The following is a 17,707-nucleotide window of genomic DNA, read 5'->3' as shown; positions in this document are numbered from 1 at the left end:
GGCGGCGATGACGCTCGATGCGACAGCGGGCTGCGCCCGGTATGTGGTGCGTGACACGGTGCGCGGCGATCATGGGGCGATCCCCGGCCACTTTCCCGGACAACCGGTGGTGCCGGCGGTGGTGATTCTCGAGCGGGTTCAGTCGGCCCTGGCTGCCTGGAACGGCGAGGCGCGCATCGTGCATATCGAACACGCGAAATTCATGCACGTGCTGCGACCCGACCAGGCGTTCACCATCACCTTGGCACGCGAAGACGACGCTCACTTGCGCTTCGAGTGCACCGACGACGACGGCACGCGCGTTGCCGCAGGCAAGTGCATCGTGCAGGGCCTGGCCTTATGAGCGATATCGCCCGGCAAACTCCAATCTATGTGACGGCCTACACGCTGACCAGCGCGCTGGGCGTGGGCAACCAGGCGGCGCTGCGGGCCTTGCAGACGGGGCGAGGTGGACTGCGCGAGGTGCCGCTGCGTGCCGGCGGCCGGACCTGGCTCGGGCTGATAGATGGAGCGGCCGACGCGCCGGTGCCGGCTGCATTGGCGCCATACGATTGCCGCGCGCACCGCATTCTCGGCACTGCGCTGGCGCAAGACGGATTCGCAACGGCGGTGCGGCGCGCCGCCGAGCGCTATGGCGCACAGCGGGTCGCTTGCTTCGTCGGCACCATCGCCTCGGGCCTGGCCGAGTTGGAGTCGCGCTACGTGGACTACGACCCCGCACATGGCGATCTGGGCCCCGACGTGCGCGTGCGGCATACGGCGCATCTGGCTTCGGCCACTGAATATTGCTGCCGCGTGCTGGGTATCGACGGGCCTGCAGCGACCATATCGACCGCGTGCTCGTCGAGTGCGAAGGTATTTGCCAGTGCGTATCGGCATCTCCAGGCCGGCCTGTGCGACGCGGCCGTGGTGGCGGGGATCGATTGCGCCAACGAGGGATTCATCTACGGTTTTCGCTCGCTCGGGCTGCTCTCCGAAGCGCCGTGCCGCCCCTGGGATAAGGCGCGCGACGGCATCAGCATCGGCGAGGCGGCCGGCTTTGCGCTGCTCGAGAGGGTGCTGCATGAGACCGGGCCTGGAGCGATCGCCGTGACGGGCTTTGGCGAGAGCAGCGACGCTTATCATATGACCGCGCCTCATCCGGAGGGCGCCGGCGCACGCGCGGCCATCGAACTGGCATTGCAGCGCGCCGGACTGGATGCCGATGAGATCGATTATGTCAATCTGCACGGCAGCGGCACGCCGTCGAACGACAGCGCGGAAGATGCGGCGATTGCGACGGTGTTCGGCGACGGCTGCCTTTGCAGCTCGACCAAAGGCTGGACCGGTCACACGCAGGGTGCGGCCGGTATTACCGAGGCGGTCATTTCGTTTCTGTCGATACGTGCCGGCCTCGTCCCCGCGAACCTGAATGCGCGCGAGATCGACCCGGCGCTGCGCACGCCGGTGGTGCTGGAGACGCTGCAGCGGCCGCTCAAGCGCGTGCTGAGCAATTCATTCGGCTTTGGCGGCAACAACTGCGCGCTCGTCTTTGAGGCACTCGCATGACTCCCCTGTTCGTCGATGCCGTCGAGATGCTCGGCCCCGGCGTACGCGACTGGGCACAGGGCGCGGCGCTGTTGCGCGAGCCGTGCGACGGCGCACTCGGCGATCTGCCAAGTGGCGAACCGTCGATGCTGGCACCCAACGAACGGCGTCGCACCACCACAGCGATTCGCCTGGCGTTGCGCGTGACCGAGCAACTGGCCGCGCGCGCGCCGCTCGACGTGTCCCGCATCGCCTCGGTGTTCACCTCGTCGGCCGGCGATCTGCAGGTGACCGACCGTGTGTGCATGGCCCTTGGCCAGCCTGGCGCGCCGGTCTCGCCGATTCATTTCCACAACATCGTACACAACGCCACGGCCGGTTACTGGTCGATTGGCGCGCACGCGCAGGCCGGTTCGGTCAGCCTGAGCGCGGGCGAGGCGAGCTTTGCCGCCGGCTTGCTCGAAGCGCTCTCGATCGTCGTCAGCGAGCAGGCCCCGGTGCTGCTGGTCTCCTACGAGCAGCCGGCGCCGGCCATCATCGACCGCCACTTGCCGATCTGCGCGCCGTTTGCCACCGCCATGCTGGTCAGCGGCCAGGCGCCTGGGGCGACCGGCTGGGCGCTGAATGTCGAGCGCATCCCCTATTGCCCGGCCACGCGCATGGCGCATCCGGCCTGGGAGCGACTGCGCGCGGGCAACGCCGCGGCGCGTGCTTTGCCGATGCTCGAATGCATGGCCACGGACCGCCGCGAGCGGATTTTCCTGGATGCGGGAGGAGCAGCGAGTGTCGCTGTCGATATCGCACCGATTGGTCGCGCATGAGATCTACCGCCGCATTCCGCACGACGGCGCGATGCGCTTGCTCGACGCCGTGACGGACTGGGACGACACGATGATCGAGTGCGCGGCCGGCTCGCATACCGATCCCGAGCATCCGCTGCGCTGGCTCGGCCGGCTGGCCGGCGTGCATGCGATCGAATATGCGGCGCAGGCGGTTGCGTTGCATGCCAGCCTGGTCAGCGGCGACGCGCCGCTGCGGCGGGCCTATGTGGCCGCGTTTCGGCGCGTCGATTTGTTTGCAGAACGCCTCGATACGCTCGGCGACGCGCCGCTGGCGGTTCGCGCCATGCTCAAGGCCGAGCAGGGCGGCGGCGCGCAATATACGTTCGACGTGCGCTGTGCGGCGCAAACCCTGACGCGAGGCATGATGACGGTCGCCATCGAGCGAGGCGTGCCATGACATCCGCGACCGCCAGGCGAGCGCTCGTCACCGGCGGCAGCGGCGCATTGGGCGCGGCGATTTGCCGCCGCCTGGCGCGCCAGGGTTGCCATGTGATCGTGCATGCGCACCGCAACCCGGCGCGCGCACAGGCCGTCGCCGACGAAATCGTCGGGCACGGCGGCAGCGCCGAGACGGTCGGCTTCGACGTGATCGACAACGCGGGGGCCGCGCAGGCGCTGGCTTGCCTGCTTGAAGCGGGGCCGATCCAGGTGGTCGTCAACAACGCGGGCGTGCATGACGATGCGCCGCTGGCCGGCATGACGTTCGAGCAGTGGCGGCGCGTTGTCGAGGTGTCGCTGCACGGGTTTTTCAACGTCACGCAGCCGCTGCTGCTGCCGATGATCCGCACCCGCTGGGGGCGGGTGATCAGTGTGTCGTCGGTGGTGGGCAGCATCGGCAATCGCGGGCAGGGCAATTACGCGGCGGCCAAGGCAGGACTGCATGGGGTCACCAAAGCGCTCGCGCTGGAACTTGCCACGCGCGGCGTCACGGTCAATGCGATCGCGCCCGGCTTTATCGCCGCCGGCATGGCCGAGGGGATTGCGCAAAGCGTGATCGACGCGGTGGTGCCGATGAAACGCGCGGGCGGCGCCGACGAAGTGGCCGCCGCGGTCGGTTACCTGGTATCGGACGAGGCGGCTTATGTTACCGGGCAAATCTTGGGCATCAGCGGCGGACTCGGATGAGACGGCGCGAAGGAGGAGGACGATGGCAGATCATCTGGACGACCTGAGCAATCAGCTGGGGTACTACCGGCTGCTCGAATCATCGGAGAAGGCGCGCTGGATTTTTCGCGAGCAGCCGTGGGACGCGATCGACACCAGCAAGGTGACGCCGGCCCTGATCGAAGACGTAAAAATCGCCGCGTATGCGGAATTGACGACGTTTTCGGCCACCGCGGCGTTCATGCAACTGCTGCACGACGATGTGGACTTCACGCAATGGCTGTCGGTGTGGTTCTATGAGGAGACCAAGCATCCGTTGGCGTTGATCCGCTGGCTCGGCCGCCTCGGTGTGCCGATCGCGCAGGAGTTCATTCACCGCGGGCGCAGGATCACGCCGATGACGCATTCGCCCGTCGAGATGCTGACCTCGAACATTTGTTCGGAAATCGCTGCGAACACGGCCTACAACCAATTCGCGAAGACAGTCGAGGAACCGGTGCTGGTGCAGATCGTCAAGGATCTCGCACGCGACGAAATGCGTCATTCGGTCGGTTTTGAGTTTTACTGCAGGCAAACCATCGAGCGCTCGGACGATCCCGAGCGCGATCGCCTGGTTGCGCTGCGCACGGCGTGGTTCCTGCTGCAGCCGGCCAGCGACGGGGTGACACAGCATCCGGTATTCATGACGCTGCTGAAAATGCAGTGCCTGGATATTGCTGAAGTCGAGCGGCGCTACCGCGAGCATATCGTGACCCGGATCGCCAAAATGCTCGAACTCGATATCCCGGGTCCCGATGCGTTCTATGACGTCTATACCGGTCTCAAGAAACGCTATCGCGCCGCGCGACACCCGATTCATGCGACCTGAGCGGGCCGCGCGGCACAGCGGGGTGCTGCAACCGCTGGACGCGGAGATCAGCGTCATCGATCTGCCGGTCGAAGGGGCGATTCCGCCCGAACTCGACGGCCTGTACGTGCGTAACAGCTTCAATCCACACCCGGTGCTCGTCGGCGGCGATGGCGCGTTGCCCCATCTCTTCCTGGGCGACGGCATGATCCATGGCGTGCGCCTGGCGGCAGGACGCGCCTGCTGGTATCGAAATCGCTGGGTGCGCACCGAGAGCCTTGCCGCAGCGACCGGTCAAGCGGCGCCGCCCGGCCCGCCCGACCGGCGCTGGGTCCCGCATAATCCGGCCAACCTGAATGTCATCGTGCATGCGGGGCGTCTGCTCGCTCTATGCGACGTTGGCATGCCGTATGCGTTGAGTGCGGAACTCGAGACGCTGGGTTGCTACGATTTCGGCGGCCAGTTGACCGCCAATATGAGCGCCCATCCAAAGCGCGATCCGGCCACTGGCGAGCTGCATTTCGTGAATTACCGGCCATGGCGGCCGTGGGTGACCTATTTTTGCGCCGATGCGGCCGGGCGCATCGTGCGCAGCCAGGCGATCGACGTCGCAGGCGCCACGGCCATGCACGACTTTGCCGTGACACAGCGCTTCGCGGTGTTCATCGACCAGCCGCTGCTGTTCGAGCGGCCGCCGCGGCCCGGCGGCGGCCTGCCGTTTTGCTGGGATCGCGGCTACACGATGCGTCTCGGCCTGCTCGAGTTGCATCGCAGCGATGCCCCCGTGCGCTGGTTCGAGATCGAGCCGTGCTTTATCCCGCACGTGCTCAACGCTTTCGACGACGGTGACACCGTGGTGCTGCGCGCGGTGGTCAGCGACCCCTACTACATGACCGGCGATGCTCCTGCTGCGCAGGCATGCCTGGGCATGCACGAGTGGCGTATCGACCTGGCCGGCGGGCGGGTCGCGCATGACTGCCTGAGCGACGCGCCGGGCGAGTTGCCGCGTCTGGACGAGCGGCGCGTGGGGCGGCCGCACCGCTTCGGCTATGCCGCGGAGATTCGGCTGGCGCAAGCCTGGCATGCATGCGGAGGATTGTTCAAATACGATTTCGTGCGCGACACGGTGACCAGGCACGAGGTCGGGCCGCACGAGATGGCGGCCGAACCGGTGTTCGTCCCGGCGCGGGCATCGTCGGGCGAGGACGAAGGGTGGGTGCTGAGCTTTGTCTATGACGCCACGACCGATCGCAGCGCGTTGATCGTGCTCGATGCCCGGCGCTTCGCTGGCGCGCCGCTGGCCCGCATTACCTTGCCGCAACGTGTGCCCTACGGCGCGCACGGCAGTTGGGTGTCACAAGCTGACCTGGACGCGCCGCCGTGCCAGTCATCTCGGTAACCCGGCTGCATGTGAGGTCCTGGCGGCATCTGCCGCAGGTGCTCGCGGCCACGCTCGGTTCGGCCATGCAGGCACGCGGCGCGCCGGGCTGCCTGGCCGTGTCGGTGCTCAGCGAAAGCTGGCGGACCTATTGGACTCGCACGGCATGGCAGGACGAGGCGGCGATGGTCGCTTTCGTACAGGCCGGCACGCATCGCAGAATCATGGGGCGTGTGATGCTGTGGTGCGATGAGAGTTCGGTCGTGCACTGGACCGAAGCTGTCGGCGCGCTGCCATCGTGGCGCCTGGCGCATCGCCGCCTGAGCGAGCACGGCCGGCATTTCCCGCCGCCGCGCCGCGCCGGCGATGCGTCGGCTTCAGGCGCATTTCCCGAGCCATTTCCGGCGCCACGCGCGCGCCGCTGGCGCGATTTACGAATCAAATGAACCAAACGGCGCGTGCTCGAGCAGGCGCTGCCAGAGGGCCGACCAAGCGGCCCAGTCGTGTCCGCCGTCGATCACCGCCGTGCGCCCGGCGGGCAGTTGCTGTTGCAGCAGTTCGCTGCCTAGCGCAAACGGATCGCTGCGCGCATAACCCAGGTAGAGCCTGGGCGGGCCGGCAGGGTCGAGCAGCTGCTGCTGGACCCACCGCAGCACGCGCCATTCCATATCGCCCGGCGCATCCTCGCCCGGATGCCACGCGTGCAGGCCACCGGCATCACGCACTTCAGCGACGATGCGCCGGCTGCCGAGGTAGGGCGCCAGCAGGAAGGTGCCCTCGACCCGCCCGGGTCGCGCGCGGCTGTATATCAATGCCCCCATGCCCCCCAGCGATGTGCCCAGAAACCACAGGCGGCGAATGTCGCGCTCGCGCATGACGCGTTCGATGTGCTGGTCGAGCCGATCCACCAGGGTGTCGTTGGCGTAATAGGGGAAGCCTGCTTCGGCCGCGAGGGCATCGACGGGCAAATGCCGTTCGCGCAGTCGCTGCACCACGCCATTTCGAAAAAATGATTCCGCATGGTCGCCGACGCCCGGCAACATCACCAGCAGAATGCGCTCGCCCGAGCGCTCGGGCGTGGGATCGTGCAGCACGTTCATGTTGCGTCCTCGTCGGTGATCCGCGTTTGGGAATCGGTAGGCGGTTGTCTTGTCGCGTCCGGACAAATTCCCGCCGTTCATTGCCGCTGGGGCGTCTGGATCCGAAAATCGAAATCGCGGCGTGCCCGGTCGCCGTCATCGTAGACCACTTCGGTGACACGAACTTCACCGTCGGACATGACTTTGAGCAGGGTCGTGCAGCGTGTGCCGTAGGTTGGTTCTGCGATAAAGGCTGCCGAGAGCATTTGCTCCCAGGCGGCGGCCACGCCCGTGTCGGGCAACAGCGCCGGATCGGCCCGCGCGCTGTCACGCATCAGCGCCAGCAATTCGTCGTCGCTGGCCTCGTCCTGCAGCGCCTCGTGCAAGGCTTGCCTGCGATGCTCGGTTTTGGGCCATGGCGTGTCGAGCAGCGCATTGGATAACGCGTGCATGCCGGGCTCGATGGGAACCGGGCCATGAGCCGCGCGGTTGCCGTACCAGGCCAGCTCGCCGGCAGCGAAGTCTCCGGCCAGGAGATTGAACCCGGCGTAGGCGGTGCTTTGGTGCTCGATGTCGCGCAAATAGGACATCGGCTGCTGCCGAGCGCCCAGGAATCCGGTCACCAGTGCGCCGCGCGAAGGTGCGTCGGCCGCCGGCTTCGGCGCACGGCCGTCGCGGAAATTGGTGAGCGCGGCGAACCTGCCCTGGCGCGTCACGCCAAGCCAGGTGCCGCCGCCGCGCAAATCGCGTCCGGCCAGCAGGTCGGGTTGCGTTTGCCACCAGCGCATGGCTTCGGTGGGGCGTTCGTAGAATTCATCGCGATTGGCCAGCAGCACGAGGCGAGTTGCATGTTCGGGGCGCCAGGCGAAAACGATCAGGCACATGGTGGCACGTCGCAAAAGCATTCGACGTGACGCCCGCCCTCGAGCAGCGACGTCAGGCCGAGGTGCGCGGCTTGCCGCTCGAGTTGCTCGACAAAGCCCGGGGATATGCCCGGATAGTGCTCCATCCAGGTGGCTTCGCCGGCGACACCGGCGGGCTTGCCGGTGGCCGGATCGCAGCGTATCTGCAGGCGCGCAGCGGCACTCGACGCGGTTGCCATGCGTGCGAATAGTGTCTCGACCAATGCCCGCGCGGCGCTTGCCTGCGTGGCGGCGACCCGGTAGTAGACGTAGCAGTGCATGGCGGACATGCTCAGACGTCGGCTGCCAGCGGATCCGGCAGCGCGTAGGGCAGCTCGCCGAAATGCAGCACGGCGCCGTCAACCGTCCCGATGTGTATCGGCGCATCGCTCCCACGCGCCGCCAACTGCAGTTCGACAAGACAGTCCGAGCCGCCGCCGGGCGCCGGTGCGGCATTGACGACCATGCCGCACGGCTGTTCCCCTTCCTGGAAGAGCTCCATGGCGGGCGTCGCCTCGGCGTCCACATGGGCCAGGAACAGGCGGCGCTTGATGGTGCCCCGATATTGGCTGCGCGCGACAATTTCCTGCCCCGGATAGCAACCCTTGCGGAAATTGACGCCGTCGACGACCTCCCAGTTGATCATTTGCGGCACGAACTGCTCCTGCGTGGCCGCGCCAATCCATGGCACCCCGGTGCGCACGTCGAGCCAGCGTGCCACCGCTGTCTCGACCGGCTGCAGTTGCTGACTAAGCGCCGCATGGGCGGCGCTTGCCTCGGCCACGGGTACGATCCATTGGTAACGCGCCTGGCCGGCGGCATCGGGCAGGCGGATCAGCGTGCCGTGCGCATTTTGTGCGATCGCCAGCGCATCGGCCGGCAGCGCGTCGAAGTAGCGGCCGAGCGCGGCATCGGCGCCGGCACCGCCGAGCGCCAGCACGACGTGATCAGGAGTGGCATCTCTGAGTTTCGCCTTGGCGCGCAGCACGAACATGCCCAGACGCTTTTGCACGGCGGACTGTATGTCGGCGGCCACGGCAAGTAAAATTGATTCGTTCTGGCGCCACGCCAGGAAGGTCGCCAGCAGGCGGCCCTTGGGCGAACAGTAGCCGGCGCGGCGGGCGCAACCGGCCGGCAGATTTTCGATGTCGTTGGTCAGTTGATTGTGCAGAAAGCTGGCGGCATCGGCGCCGCTGACTTCGATAAGGCCGGTGTCATCGAGCGCGCAAAAAAAACCACCGCGCCCGACGGCGTCGAACTGGGTCGCGCGCGGCGCGAATGAGAATGGGGGTAAAACATCCTGCCAATGAGCGTGCATGGTGTATCAATCTGCCTAGCATGGGGAAGTCAAAGTATTATATGGGGTCTGAATTTTCCTCGCCCGAGGGCTACCGAGAATGATTCCGACGCTCCGGCGCGATCCTGGCTCGCAATCCGCATGTTTTTGGCCGCCGCGCTCGTCACCGATTGCCGTCTCTCGGGCATGGCGAGCCTTCTGGCCACCGATTCCGCTTACTGAATGTCTGTCTACAAACGTATTTTGCTGTTGCTGATCGTGGCTGCGTTGGCCACCGGAGGCGCTTTTTATTACTGGGCCATGACGCCCGTGCGTCTGGCGCAGCCCACGCTCGACGTGACGATCAAACCGTACAGCCCGTTGCGCAGCGTCGTTGCGCAACTGAATGAGGGGGGCGTGCCGGTCAATGTGACATTGTTCGATGTGCTGGCCCGCCTGATGCGCGCCAGCACCAAGCTGAAATCGGGTAACTATGAATTCCAGACTGGCGTGAGTCCGCTGGGCGTACTGAGCAAACTCACTCGCGGCGACGTCAATCAGTATGCGGTGACCATCATCGATGGCTGGACCTTCAAGCGCATGCGTGCCGAGATAGACTCGAATCCGGCGTTGCGGCACGATACGGCGGGATTGTCCGATGCCGCGTTGATGGACAAGATCGGCCATCCGGGACAGGCGCCAGAGGGCATGTTTTTCCCCGATACGTATTTATTTCCGAAGGGCACCAGCGACATCGACGTCTACCAGCGAGCTTACCGCCTGATGGCGCGCCGTCTGGCCGACGCCTGGGCCACGCGTGTGCCCGGGCTGCCGTACCAGACGCCGTATCAGGCCCTGATCATGGCGTCGCTGATCGAAAAGGAGACCGGCAAGGCGGCCGAGCGGGCGCTGGTGTCGGCCGTGTTCGTCAATCGCCTGCGCAAGCACATGCTGCTGCAAACCGATCCATCGGTTATTTACGGTCTGGGCGATCAATACACCGGGCGTCTGCGCAAGCGCGATTTGCTCATGGATACGCCATACAACACCTACACCCGGCCCGGACTGCCACCGACGCCGATCGCACTGCCCGGGGCCGCGTCGCTCGCCGCCGCGCTCAATCCAGCGCAGTCCGACGCGCTGTATTTCGTCGCGCGCGGCGATGGCACAAGCGTTTTTTCCGACGACCTGCAAGACCATAACCGGGCGGTCGACAAATATGTGAGAGGTCAACCTTGACATTAGCCAATCCATCGGGGCCGCGCGGCAAATTCATTACATTCGAAGGGATCGACGGTGCTGGCAAGAGCACCCACCTGACCTGGTTTGCCGAACAGTTGGCCGAACGGCTGGCGCACCATGGACGGCAGGTGATCTGCACGCGCGAGCCAGGCGGCACGCCGCTGGGCGAGCGCCTGCGCACGCTTTTGCTGGAAGAGCCGATGCACCTGGAAACCGAGGCGCTGCTGATGTTTGCGGCGCGGCGCGAACATTTGGCGCGGGTCATATCGCCTGCGCTCGCACGTGGCGATTGGGTCATCTCGGACCGCTTCACCGACGCGACGTTTGCCTACCAGGGGGGTGGCCGGGGTCTGTCGATCGACAAGCTGACCGTGCTGGAGCAGTGGGTGCAGGAGGGGCTGCAGCCGGACTTGACCGTGCTGTTCGACCTGGCGCCCGAGGTAGCGGCAGCCCGGCTGGCCGGTGCGCGAGCGCCCGACAAGTTCGAGCGAGAGCCGGCCGCGTTTTTTGCCCGCACGCGGACGGAGTATTTGCGCCGGGCGGCGCAGGCACCACAGCGCTTCGCAGTGATCGATGCTGATCAATCGCGCGGAAAAATTAAGGAATTACTGAAAAAATATCTTGCAAGCTTATGATTTATAACAGGGAAATCGCATAGATGCTGTCTTGGCAAACTCGCGACTGGAAAAATTTCGCAGATCGGTTGCCCGAGTTACCGCATGCGCTGTTGCTGCAGGCGGCGCCGGGCACCGGTGAAATCGCTTTCGCCAGGCATATGGCGAATGCGCTGCTGTGCGAACAGCCGCAAGCGGACCGGCAGCCATGCGGCGTGTGCCCGGCCTGCCTATGGTTGGCGCACGGCAATCATCCCGATTTTCGTTCCGTGTGTCCGGAGGCCTTGGCCGAGGCGCCGCCTGCGGCCGAGCCGGAGACCGCGGGCGACAAGAAGGCCAAAACGCCAAGCAAGGAAATCCGCATCGAGCAAATTCGTGAATTGCTCGATTTCGCGAATCTGGGCAGTCACCGGCAAGGGCGGCGAGTTGTATTGCTGTATCCGGCCGAGACGCTCAACCCGCATGCCGCCAATGCGTTGCTCAAGACGCTCGAGGAGCCGCCAGCCGATGTCGTGTTCATTCTTGTGACCACGCAGATCGATCGTCTGCTGCCGACGATTCTGAGCCGCTGCCAGCGCATCGTGCTGACGCGTCCCGACCCGGTAGCGGCGAGCGCCTGGCTGGCCGCCGAGGGCGGGCTGGATGCTGCCGCCAGCGCCGCGTTACTGGCCGAGGCAGGCGGCGCACCCCAGCACGCGCTGCTGTTGGCCCAGCAGGACGAGCGCGCCTGGCGCGACTGGCTGCTCACGCAATTGGCGTCGGGGCCGATGTGTGACGCGCTCGGCTGTGCCGAGCAGTTGCACAAGGGCAATTTGCCTGGCGTGCTCGATACGGTCCAGCGATGGTGCTTTGACCTGCTTGCCGCGCGCATGACGCAGCACCCGCGCTTCTATCCGGCACGCGCTGCCGCGCTCGCGGCGTGCGGTCGGCAGACTGATGACGTGCGCCTGCTCGGCTTTCTGCGCGAGATCGGTGGCCAGCGCGCGGTGCAGAATCACCCGCTCAATACCCGGGTATTGCTGGAGGCGCTGTTCCTGCAATACCGTCGTTTGTTCGATCCAGCCTGAGATTGATCGTCATGCCCGATACCATTTCACCGCAAACCATCGTGCTCAGAGACGCCACATTGGCCGACTTGCCTGCAATCGTGGCGATTTATAACAGTACCGTGGCCTCGCGCCAGGTGACCGCCGACCTGAGTCCGGTCACGGTCGAAAGCCGCGTGGCGTGGTTTCACGCGCACTCGCCGGCACACCGACCGCTGTGGGTCGCGCAGCGCGGCGAGGAAATACTCGGCTGGCTGAGTCTGTCGGACTTTTACGGTCGACCCGCCTATAAAAAAACCGCCGAGGTCAGCATTTATCTTGCACCGGCGGCGCGCGGCCAAGGACTGGGCCGCCACCTGCTGGGCCAGGCGATCGAGCGCGCGCCGGCGTTGGGCGTCGTCACCCTGCTCGGTTTTATATTCGGCCACAACGCACCGAGCCTGGGGCTGTTCGAAGCGTTCGGCTTCGCGCGCTGGGGCGACTTGCCGCGGGTCGCGGAATTGGACGGCGTCGAGCGGGATCTGATCATTCTGGGCAAGCGCCTTGACGCCCCGGCGCCGCGAGCGGCGGCTTGAAGCGCCTGAAGGTTTCGCGCGAGAGAGAGCTTACCCGGCGCATGCCGGTCATCATCACACTATGTTCATCGATTCTCACTGCCATATCAATTTCCCCGAACTGGCCGAACGCCTGCCGGAACTGCTCGCCACCATGGAGGCCAACCAGGTGACTCGGGCGCTGTGCGTATCGGTCGACTTGCCGACATTGCCGGACGTACTGGCGATGGCGCGGCAGCAACCGCATATTTTTGCGTCGGTCGGCGTGCACCCCGATTATGAAGATACGCCCGAGCCGAGCCTCGACGATTTGCTGCGGCTGGCACGCGAGCCGAAGGTCGTTGCCATCGGAGAGACCGGACTCGATTACTACCGGCTCGAAGGGCGCACTGTCGAGAGCATGGCGTGGCAACGCGAGCGGTTTCGCACCCACATTCGCGCTGCGCGCCGCGCCGGCCTGCCGCTGATCATCCACACGCGTGCGGCGGCCGACGATACGCTGCGCCTGATGCGCGAGGAGCAGGCTGACACCTGCGGCGGTGTGATGCATTGCTTCACGGAGACCTGGGCGGTGGCCGAAGCGGCATTGGCGCTTAACTTCTATATTTCCTTCTCCGGCATCGTGACGTTCAAGAATGCGCGCGAGCTGCAGGACGTGGCGCGTCGCGTGCCGCTCGAACGCATGCTGATCGAAACCGATTCGCCCTACCTCGCACCGGTGCCGTTTCGCGGCAAAATGAATCAGCCCGGCTATGTCCGCCATGTCGCCGAATTTATTGCCGAATTGCGCGGCGTGCCGGTCGAGGAGATTGCTCGCGCAACCAGCGAGAATTTCTTTCGGTTATTCGATAAGGCAAATTAAATTATTTATTTTCAAGTAATTATTTGATTTATTTAAACCGAAATATAAGGCTATTTATTATGTTTTCAAAATACATCCGGGTGCTTTTCATGGTGTGTCTGCTGACGTCCTGCGCGACGACTTCAGCCGTCACCCACGACGAATTGATCAAGGCGGTGAAATTCGACGATGTGCAAACGGTGCAGAGCGCGCTGGCGCAAGGGGTCGATCCGAATACTGTCGACGATATCGGCAATCCGCTGCTGTATGTCGCCATGCAGGAGAAATCGGTCAAGGTGGCCAAACTGTTGATCGACGATCCGAAGACGGATCTGGAACAACTCAACCGCGCCCACGAGAACGCCTTGATGATCGCCTGTTTGCAGGGCTTGACGCCGCTGGTCAAACTGATGATCGCCAAAGGCGCCGAGGTCAACAAACATGGCTGGGCACCGCTGCATTATGCCGCGGCCAGCGGTCACGACGACATCGTCAAGCTGTTGCTCGATCATTCGGCCTATATCGACGCGGCGTCGCCCAATGGTACGACCCCGCTGATGATGGCGGCGCGCAGCGATCATGTGAGCACCATTCAGTTGTTGCTCGACCAGGGGGCCGACCCGACCGTGAAGAATCAACTGGGCATGACTGCCGCTGATTTTGCCCGGCAATTCCATTACGATGACCTGGCCAAGGCGCTGGAACAGCAGGAGCAGGTCGTGCTCGATAGGCGCAAGGCGAGCGCCGGCAGCAAAACGGTGCATTAGGCCGGATGCATCACTCGTATCAGTGGCGCACCGACTTGGCCAGCAGGATACGAGTCAAGGCGGGGTGGTGGCTGTGCTCAGCAGGTACGGTGTGCGCGTCGCGTCTGTGCGCAGATCCTGCAAAAACCGGTCGCGCCACCGCGAGAGGTTGTTCTCGCGCAGGCTGCGCATCATGTCCTGGTAACGCGCCTGACGGACTTCGCGCGGCATCGCCAGCGCCTGGTTGAGGGCCTCGGCCATGCCCTCGATGTCATAGGGATTGACAATCAGCGCGCCTTTCAACTCCTGGGCAGCACCGGCAAAGCAGGAGAGCACCAGCACCCCGGGGTCTTCCGGCGGCTGGGCGGCGACATACTCCTTGGCTACCAGGTTCATGCCGTCGCGCAAGGGCGTGACAAACCCGACCTGAGATGCCCGGAACAGCGACATCAGCACATGCCGGTCGTAGCGTTTGTTGATATAGCGCAGCGGCGTCCACGCCAAATCGGAGAACCTTCCGTTGATGTGACCGGCCTCGGTTTCAAGCTGGCGGCGGATCGTCTGGTAGTTCTGCACATCGGAGCGAGACGGCGGTGCCACCTGTACAAAGCTGACGTGGCCCTGATGGTTGGGCGCCATTTCCAATAACCGCTCAAACGCCCGGAACCGCTCGAGCATGCCTTTGGAATAGTCGAGTCGATCGACGCTCATGATCAGCTTGCGGTTTTGCAGTCCCTGCTTGAGGTTGAGAATGTGGCGCCGATTAGATTGCATCTCGGCCTGCGCGAGGATCTCGTCGGGATAGATGCCGATCGGGTATACGCCGGTGCGCAGCGTTTGCCCATGGGCATGCACGAGGCCGTCGTCGTCGATCTTGCCGCCGGCGTTGCGCACGATGTAATCAGTGAAGGCGGTGCGGTCGGGTTCGGTCTGAAAGCCAACCAGATCGTATGCGCACATTGCCTTGACGAGATCCTGATGCGGAGGAATCGTCATCAACACTTGCGCCGATGGAAACGGAATGTGTAGAAAGAAACCAATGCGATTTCGCAGGCCCGCCGAGCGGCAGGCTTCTCCGAATGGGAGCAGGTGATAGTCATGTACCCAGATCAGGTCGTCGGGCTGCAGCAGCGGCTTCAGGGTCTGCGCCAGCCAGGTGTTGACACGGCGGTAGCCCGAGTACTCCTTGCGCTCGAAGCGGCTAAGATCGTCGCGGTAATGAAAGGTCGGCCACAGCGTCGCGTTGGAGAAGCCTCGATAGTACTGGTCATAGTCGCGTCGCGTCAGGCCGACCGTGCAGAAGGTGACTTTGCCTTCCTGGTGCGAGTCAGGCGCGACGGGCAAGGCGTCGACGATGTCGCCGCTCCAGCCGAACCAGATACCGCCTTTTTCCTTGAGCGCGTCGTATACGCCCACGGCCAGCCCGCCGGCCAGCGGCTTGCCCTCGGTAATGGCGGCGACGCGATTCGAAACAATAACAAGTCGACTCATGCTGTCTATCTCCTGCGGATTGCGTTTTTGGTGAAACACGACGAGAGCGCGACGCCGTGACAGCGTGCGCGGCGGGAGCAGCGTCAGAGCAGTTGTGCGAGCCAAGCGGCCAGGGCCGCGGGCGATGGCAGGCGGGCGCGTGCGAGCGTCGGGCCGGGGCCGATCTTGATCGAGATGCCGTTCAGCGCATTGACAGCTTCAAAAGCGCTTTCGTCGGTAAGATCATCGCCGGCAAACAGCGGGCGACGGCCCGCGAATGGCGTGCGCTGCATCAGCAGCCGCAGCGCGGCCCCTTTGCTGGCGCCCTTGGGCTTGATCTCGAACACCATTTTCCCAGCCTGCAGTACAAAGGCATCACTGTTACGCGCCGCCAGCGCGCTCATCGCCTGACGCACGGCGAACTCCTGCGCGGGTGCGTTGCGAAAGTGCAGCGCCAGCGCCAGCGCCTTGCGCTCGAGCAATAGTCCGGGGTCGGTGGCAGCGACGCTGACTAGGGTCGAGGCCATTGCGGCAACACGCTGCGGGTCAATGGCCAGTCGTTCAGTCTGCCCGCGGGCGTCACGCCACTCGGCGCCATGCAAGCCGGCCGCAACGAGTTCCAGCGGCGACAGCAATTGATCGATCTGCGCGATCGGGCGGCCCGAAATGACCGCCAGGGCCCCGTCGGTGCGCCGTTGCAGATGAGACAGGGTGGTACGCAGGGTCTTGGATATCCGCACGTCATCCGGCGTGGGCGCAATGGGAGCGAGCGTGCCGTCCAGATCCAGAAAGAAAGCGGTACGGGCGATGTCGATGGGGGGCTCGATGCTGATATCGAGTTGCGCCTTCGAGGCGCTCGATTCTCGCATGGCGAATGGGTCTCCTCAGAAAAATGCAGGCAATGTGCTATGTTGAACAGCAGATCTGCCTACCATTGGGTGACAATGACTCAGACAACACTTTTCGGTTTTGGGCTACCTCCATGGTTTTATGTTGTTGCCGCCGCGTTGGCGGTGATGCTGCTCGCGCTGGCGGTGCATCGTGCCGGCGCGGCGGTATTGCGGCGCGTCACGCGTTCACGCGTGATCGGCCGTTTGCTGGTCAACTTTACGTACCAGGCCAGTCGCTATGCACTCCTGCTGATTGCATTGCAGATTGTCTGGAGCGCGGCCGATGACGCGCTGCCCGGTATACGTACTTTACGCCATCTGACCGGACTGGGTTTGATTGCCATGCTGACCTGGCTGGCAATCCGGGCCTCGCATGCGGTCAGTGCAGCGCTCATCGAGCTGCATCCGGCCAATATCGACAACAACCTCGACGCGCGCCGCGTGCAAACCCAAACCCACGTGCTCGGCCGATGCGTCAATTTTGTGATCGTTCTGATTGGCGTGTCGGCGGCACTGATGACCTTTCCCGGCGTACGCCAGATCGGTACCAGCCTGCTTGCGTCGGCCGGGGTTGCCGGTCTGGTGGCCGGTATCGCCGCGCGGCCGGTACTCGGCAATCTGATTGCCGGCTTGCAGATTGCGCTCACGCAGCCGATCCGCATCGACGATGTGCTCATTGTCCAGGGAGAGTGGGGCCGCGTCGAGGAAATCACCGGTACCTATGTGGTCGTGCGCCTATGGGACGAGCGCAGGCTGATTGTGCCGCTGCAGTGGTTTATCGAAAACCCTTTCCAGAACTGGACGCGCACGACCTCACAAATCATTGGCACCGTGTATCTATGGGTTGATTACGGCATGCCGCTCGAACCGCTGCGCGCGGAGCTGAAACGATTGTGCCAGGGCGCGCCCGAATGGGACGGACGCCTGAGCCTGCTGCAGGTCACCGATAGTAACGAACGTTCGATGCAATTGCGCGCGCTGGTCACCGCTGCCGATTCCGGGCGCAATTGGGACCTGCGCTGCAAGGTTCGCGAAGGGCTGGTGTCATTCGTGCGGCGGCACTACCCAGACTATCTCCCCCGGGTACGCGCAACCTTGGATGGACCTGACGAGCCTCACGGGCGCGGGGAGCCGCGGGATGCACAGTGATCTGCAGCGCGCCGCTCGGCCCGTTGGTGCGGGCGCGGCGGCCCACTGTATTTCTCATGTATTTTATTGAAATATATCGTAAACTATTGAAAATATTGTTTATTTTAAATTTATTTATTGTGAGGGATTAGTCTGTGGCGTAACTGTGGGCACAGAGCGAGCGTGTGTTTGGCACCCCGGCGACGGCGCGTGCATCGAAT

The 17,707-nt window shown here is 64.3% G+C and carries 21 protein-coding genes; 15 read left to right on the top strand and 6 right to left on the bottom strand.

Translation table 11 applies throughout. From position 1 onward, the window contains the following. The first annotated feature begins 7 nt into the window (after positions 1-7). From EPN80_RS15290 to EPN80_RS15255, 8 genes are read left to right on the top strand one after another with little or no spacing between them, the layout of a single operon-like run. Positions 8-343 (top strand): hypothetical protein, encoded by a 336-nt coding sequence (locus EPN80_RS15290; protein WP_293029011.1) that lies wholly within the window; start codon positions 8-10, stop codon positions 341-343. Further along, the gene (locus EPN80_RS15285) at positions 340-1,548 is read left to right on the top strand and encodes a beta-ketoacyl-ACP synthase (RefSeq protein WP_293029009.1); all 1,209 of its coding nucleotides are present in this window, start codon (positions 340-342) and stop codon (positions 1,546-1,548) included. The genes EPN80_RS15290 and EPN80_RS15285 overlap by 4 nt, the downstream gene beginning before the upstream one ends. Then, the gene (locus EPN80_RS15280) at positions 1,545-2,348 is read left to right on the top strand and encodes a beta-ketoacyl synthase chain length factor (protein ID WP_293029006.1); all 804 of its coding nucleotides are present in this window, start codon (positions 1,545-1,547) and stop codon (positions 2,346-2,348) included. Before EPN80_RS15285 ends, EPN80_RS15280 begins: the two co-directional genes overlap by 4 nt. Next, positions 2,311-2,766 (top strand): 3-hydroxylacyl-ACP dehydratase, encoded by a 456-nt coding sequence (locus tag EPN80_RS15275; RefSeq protein WP_293029002.1) that lies wholly within the window; start codon positions 2,311-2,313, stop codon positions 2,764-2,766. Before EPN80_RS15280 ends, EPN80_RS15275 begins: the two co-directional genes overlap by 38 nt. After that, a complete protein-coding gene (gene fabG / locus EPN80_RS15270) occupies positions 2,763-3,494 on the top strand; it encodes a 3-oxoacyl-ACP reductase FabG (RefSeq protein WP_293028999.1) in 732 nt (243 codons plus the stop codon). The genes EPN80_RS15275 and fabG overlap by 4 nt, the downstream gene beginning before the upstream one ends. A 22-nt stretch (positions 3,495-3,516) precedes the next feature. Next, a complete protein-coding gene (locus EPN80_RS15265) occupies positions 3,517-4,341 on the top strand; it encodes a ferritin-like domain-containing protein (RefSeq protein WP_293028996.1) in 825 nt (274 codons plus the stop codon). After that, positions 4,331-5,719 carry a carotenoid oxygenase family protein gene (locus tag EPN80_RS15260; protein ID WP_293028993.1) on the top strand — a complete coding sequence of 463 codons (1,389 nt, stop codon included), beginning with the start codon at positions 4,331-4,333 and terminating at the stop codon, positions 5,717-5,719. Before EPN80_RS15265 ends, EPN80_RS15260 begins: the two co-directional genes overlap by 11 nt. Beyond that, positions 5,701-6,144, top strand: coding sequence for a hypothetical protein (locus EPN80_RS15255; RefSeq protein WP_293028991.1), 444 nt, complete (start codon positions 5,701-5,703; stop codon positions 6,142-6,144). Before EPN80_RS15260 ends, EPN80_RS15255 begins: the two co-directional genes overlap by 19 nt. Here EPN80_RS15255 and EPN80_RS15250 read toward each other — a convergent pair. The 4 genes from EPN80_RS15250 to EPN80_RS15235 all read right to left on the bottom strand — a co-directional run bounded on the left by EPN80_RS15250 (position 6,130) and on the right by EPN80_RS15235 (position 8,997). After that, positions 6,130-6,798, bottom strand: a complete 669-nt coding sequence (locus EPN80_RS15250) for an alpha/beta hydrolase (RefSeq protein WP_293028988.1) — start codon at positions 6,796-6,798, stop codon at positions 6,130-6,132. The genes EPN80_RS15255 and EPN80_RS15250 overlap by 15 nt on opposite strands. 77 nt (positions 6,799-6,875) lie before the next feature. Beyond that, positions 6,876-7,682, bottom strand: a complete 807-nt coding sequence (locus EPN80_RS15245; protein WP_293028985.1) for an NRDE family protein — start codon at positions 7,680-7,682, stop codon at positions 6,876-6,878. Then, complete coding sequence (locus EPN80_RS15240) at positions 7,652-7,969, bottom strand: DUF4936 family protein (protein WP_293028983.1); 318 nt, start codon at positions 7,967-7,969, stop codon at positions 7,652-7,654. The genes EPN80_RS15245 and EPN80_RS15240 overlap by 31 nt, the downstream gene beginning before the upstream one ends. A 2-nt stretch (positions 7,970-7,971) precedes the next feature. Continuing rightward, a complete protein-coding gene (locus EPN80_RS15235; RefSeq protein WP_293028980.1) occupies positions 7,972-8,997 on the bottom strand; it encodes a folate-binding protein in 1,026 nt (341 codons plus the stop codon). 201 nt (positions 8,998-9,198) lie between these two features. Between EPN80_RS15235 and mltG the strand changes: the two genes are divergently transcribed. From mltG to EPN80_RS15205, 6 genes are all read left to right on the top strand, one after another. Next, positions 9,199-10,194: an endolytic transglycosylase MltG gene (gene mltG, locus EPN80_RS15230; protein WP_293028977.1), complete on the top strand. Its 996-nt coding sequence runs from the start codon at positions 9,199-9,201 to the stop codon at positions 10,192-10,194. After that, on the top strand, positions 10,191-10,832 hold the full coding sequence (gene tmk / locus EPN80_RS15225) for a dTMP kinase (RefSeq protein WP_293028974.1): 642 nt from the start codon (positions 10,191-10,193) through the stop codon (positions 10,830-10,832). Before mltG ends, tmk begins: the two co-directional genes overlap by 4 nt. Positions 10,833-10,855: 23 nt before the next feature. After that, complete coding sequence (gene holB / locus EPN80_RS15220; protein ID WP_293028972.1) at positions 10,856-11,878, top strand: DNA polymerase III subunit delta'; 1,023 nt, start codon at positions 10,856-10,858, stop codon at positions 11,876-11,878. Between the two features lie 11 nt (positions 11,879-11,889). After that, a complete protein-coding gene (locus EPN80_RS15215; protein WP_293028969.1) occupies positions 11,890-12,432 on the top strand; it encodes a GNAT family N-acetyltransferase in 543 nt (180 codons plus the stop codon). A gap of 61 nt (positions 12,433-12,493) precedes the next feature. After that, positions 12,494-13,273, top strand: a complete 780-nt coding sequence (locus EPN80_RS15210) for a TatD family hydrolase (protein ID WP_293028966.1) — start codon at positions 12,494-12,496, stop codon at positions 13,271-13,273. A gap of 89 nt (positions 13,274-13,362) precedes the next feature. Beyond that, on the top strand, positions 13,363-14,019 hold the full coding sequence (locus EPN80_RS15205; RefSeq protein ID WP_293029149.1) for an ankyrin repeat domain-containing protein: 657 nt from the start codon (positions 13,363-13,365) through the stop codon (positions 14,017-14,019). A gap of 54 nt (positions 14,020-14,073) precedes the next feature. Here EPN80_RS15205 and otsA read toward each other — a convergent pair whose 3' ends face one another. Continuing rightward, on the bottom strand, positions 14,074-15,489 hold the full coding sequence (gene otsA / locus EPN80_RS15200) for an alpha,alpha-trehalose-phosphate synthase (UDP-forming) (RefSeq protein WP_293028963.1): 1,416 nt from the start codon (positions 15,487-15,489) through the stop codon (positions 14,074-14,076). 83 nt (positions 15,490-15,572) lie between these two features. Next, entirely contained in the window at positions 15,573-16,337 is a 765-nt protein-coding gene (gene otsB / locus EPN80_RS15195) for a trehalose-phosphatase (RefSeq protein WP_293028960.1), read from the bottom strand. Between the two features lie 75 nt (positions 16,338-16,412). On the opposite strand from otsB, the gene EPN80_RS15190 reads away from it, so the two are divergent. After that, positions 16,413-17,507 carry a mechanosensitive ion channel domain-containing protein gene (locus tag EPN80_RS15190; RefSeq protein WP_293028958.1) on the top strand — a complete coding sequence of 365 codons (1,095 nt, stop codon included), beginning with the start codon at positions 16,413-16,415 and terminating at the stop codon, positions 17,505-17,507. The last annotated feature ends 200 nt before the right edge of the window (positions 17,508-17,707 follow it).

The sequence above is a fragment of the Pandoraea sp. genome (assembly GCF_004297875.1).
Taxonomy (GTDB): Bacteria; Pseudomonadota; Gammaproteobacteria; order Burkholderiales; family Burkholderiaceae; genus Pandoraea.
The sequence above is the reverse complement of the archived record's forward strand: the minus strand, read 5'-3'. Positions and strand labels throughout refer to the sequence as shown.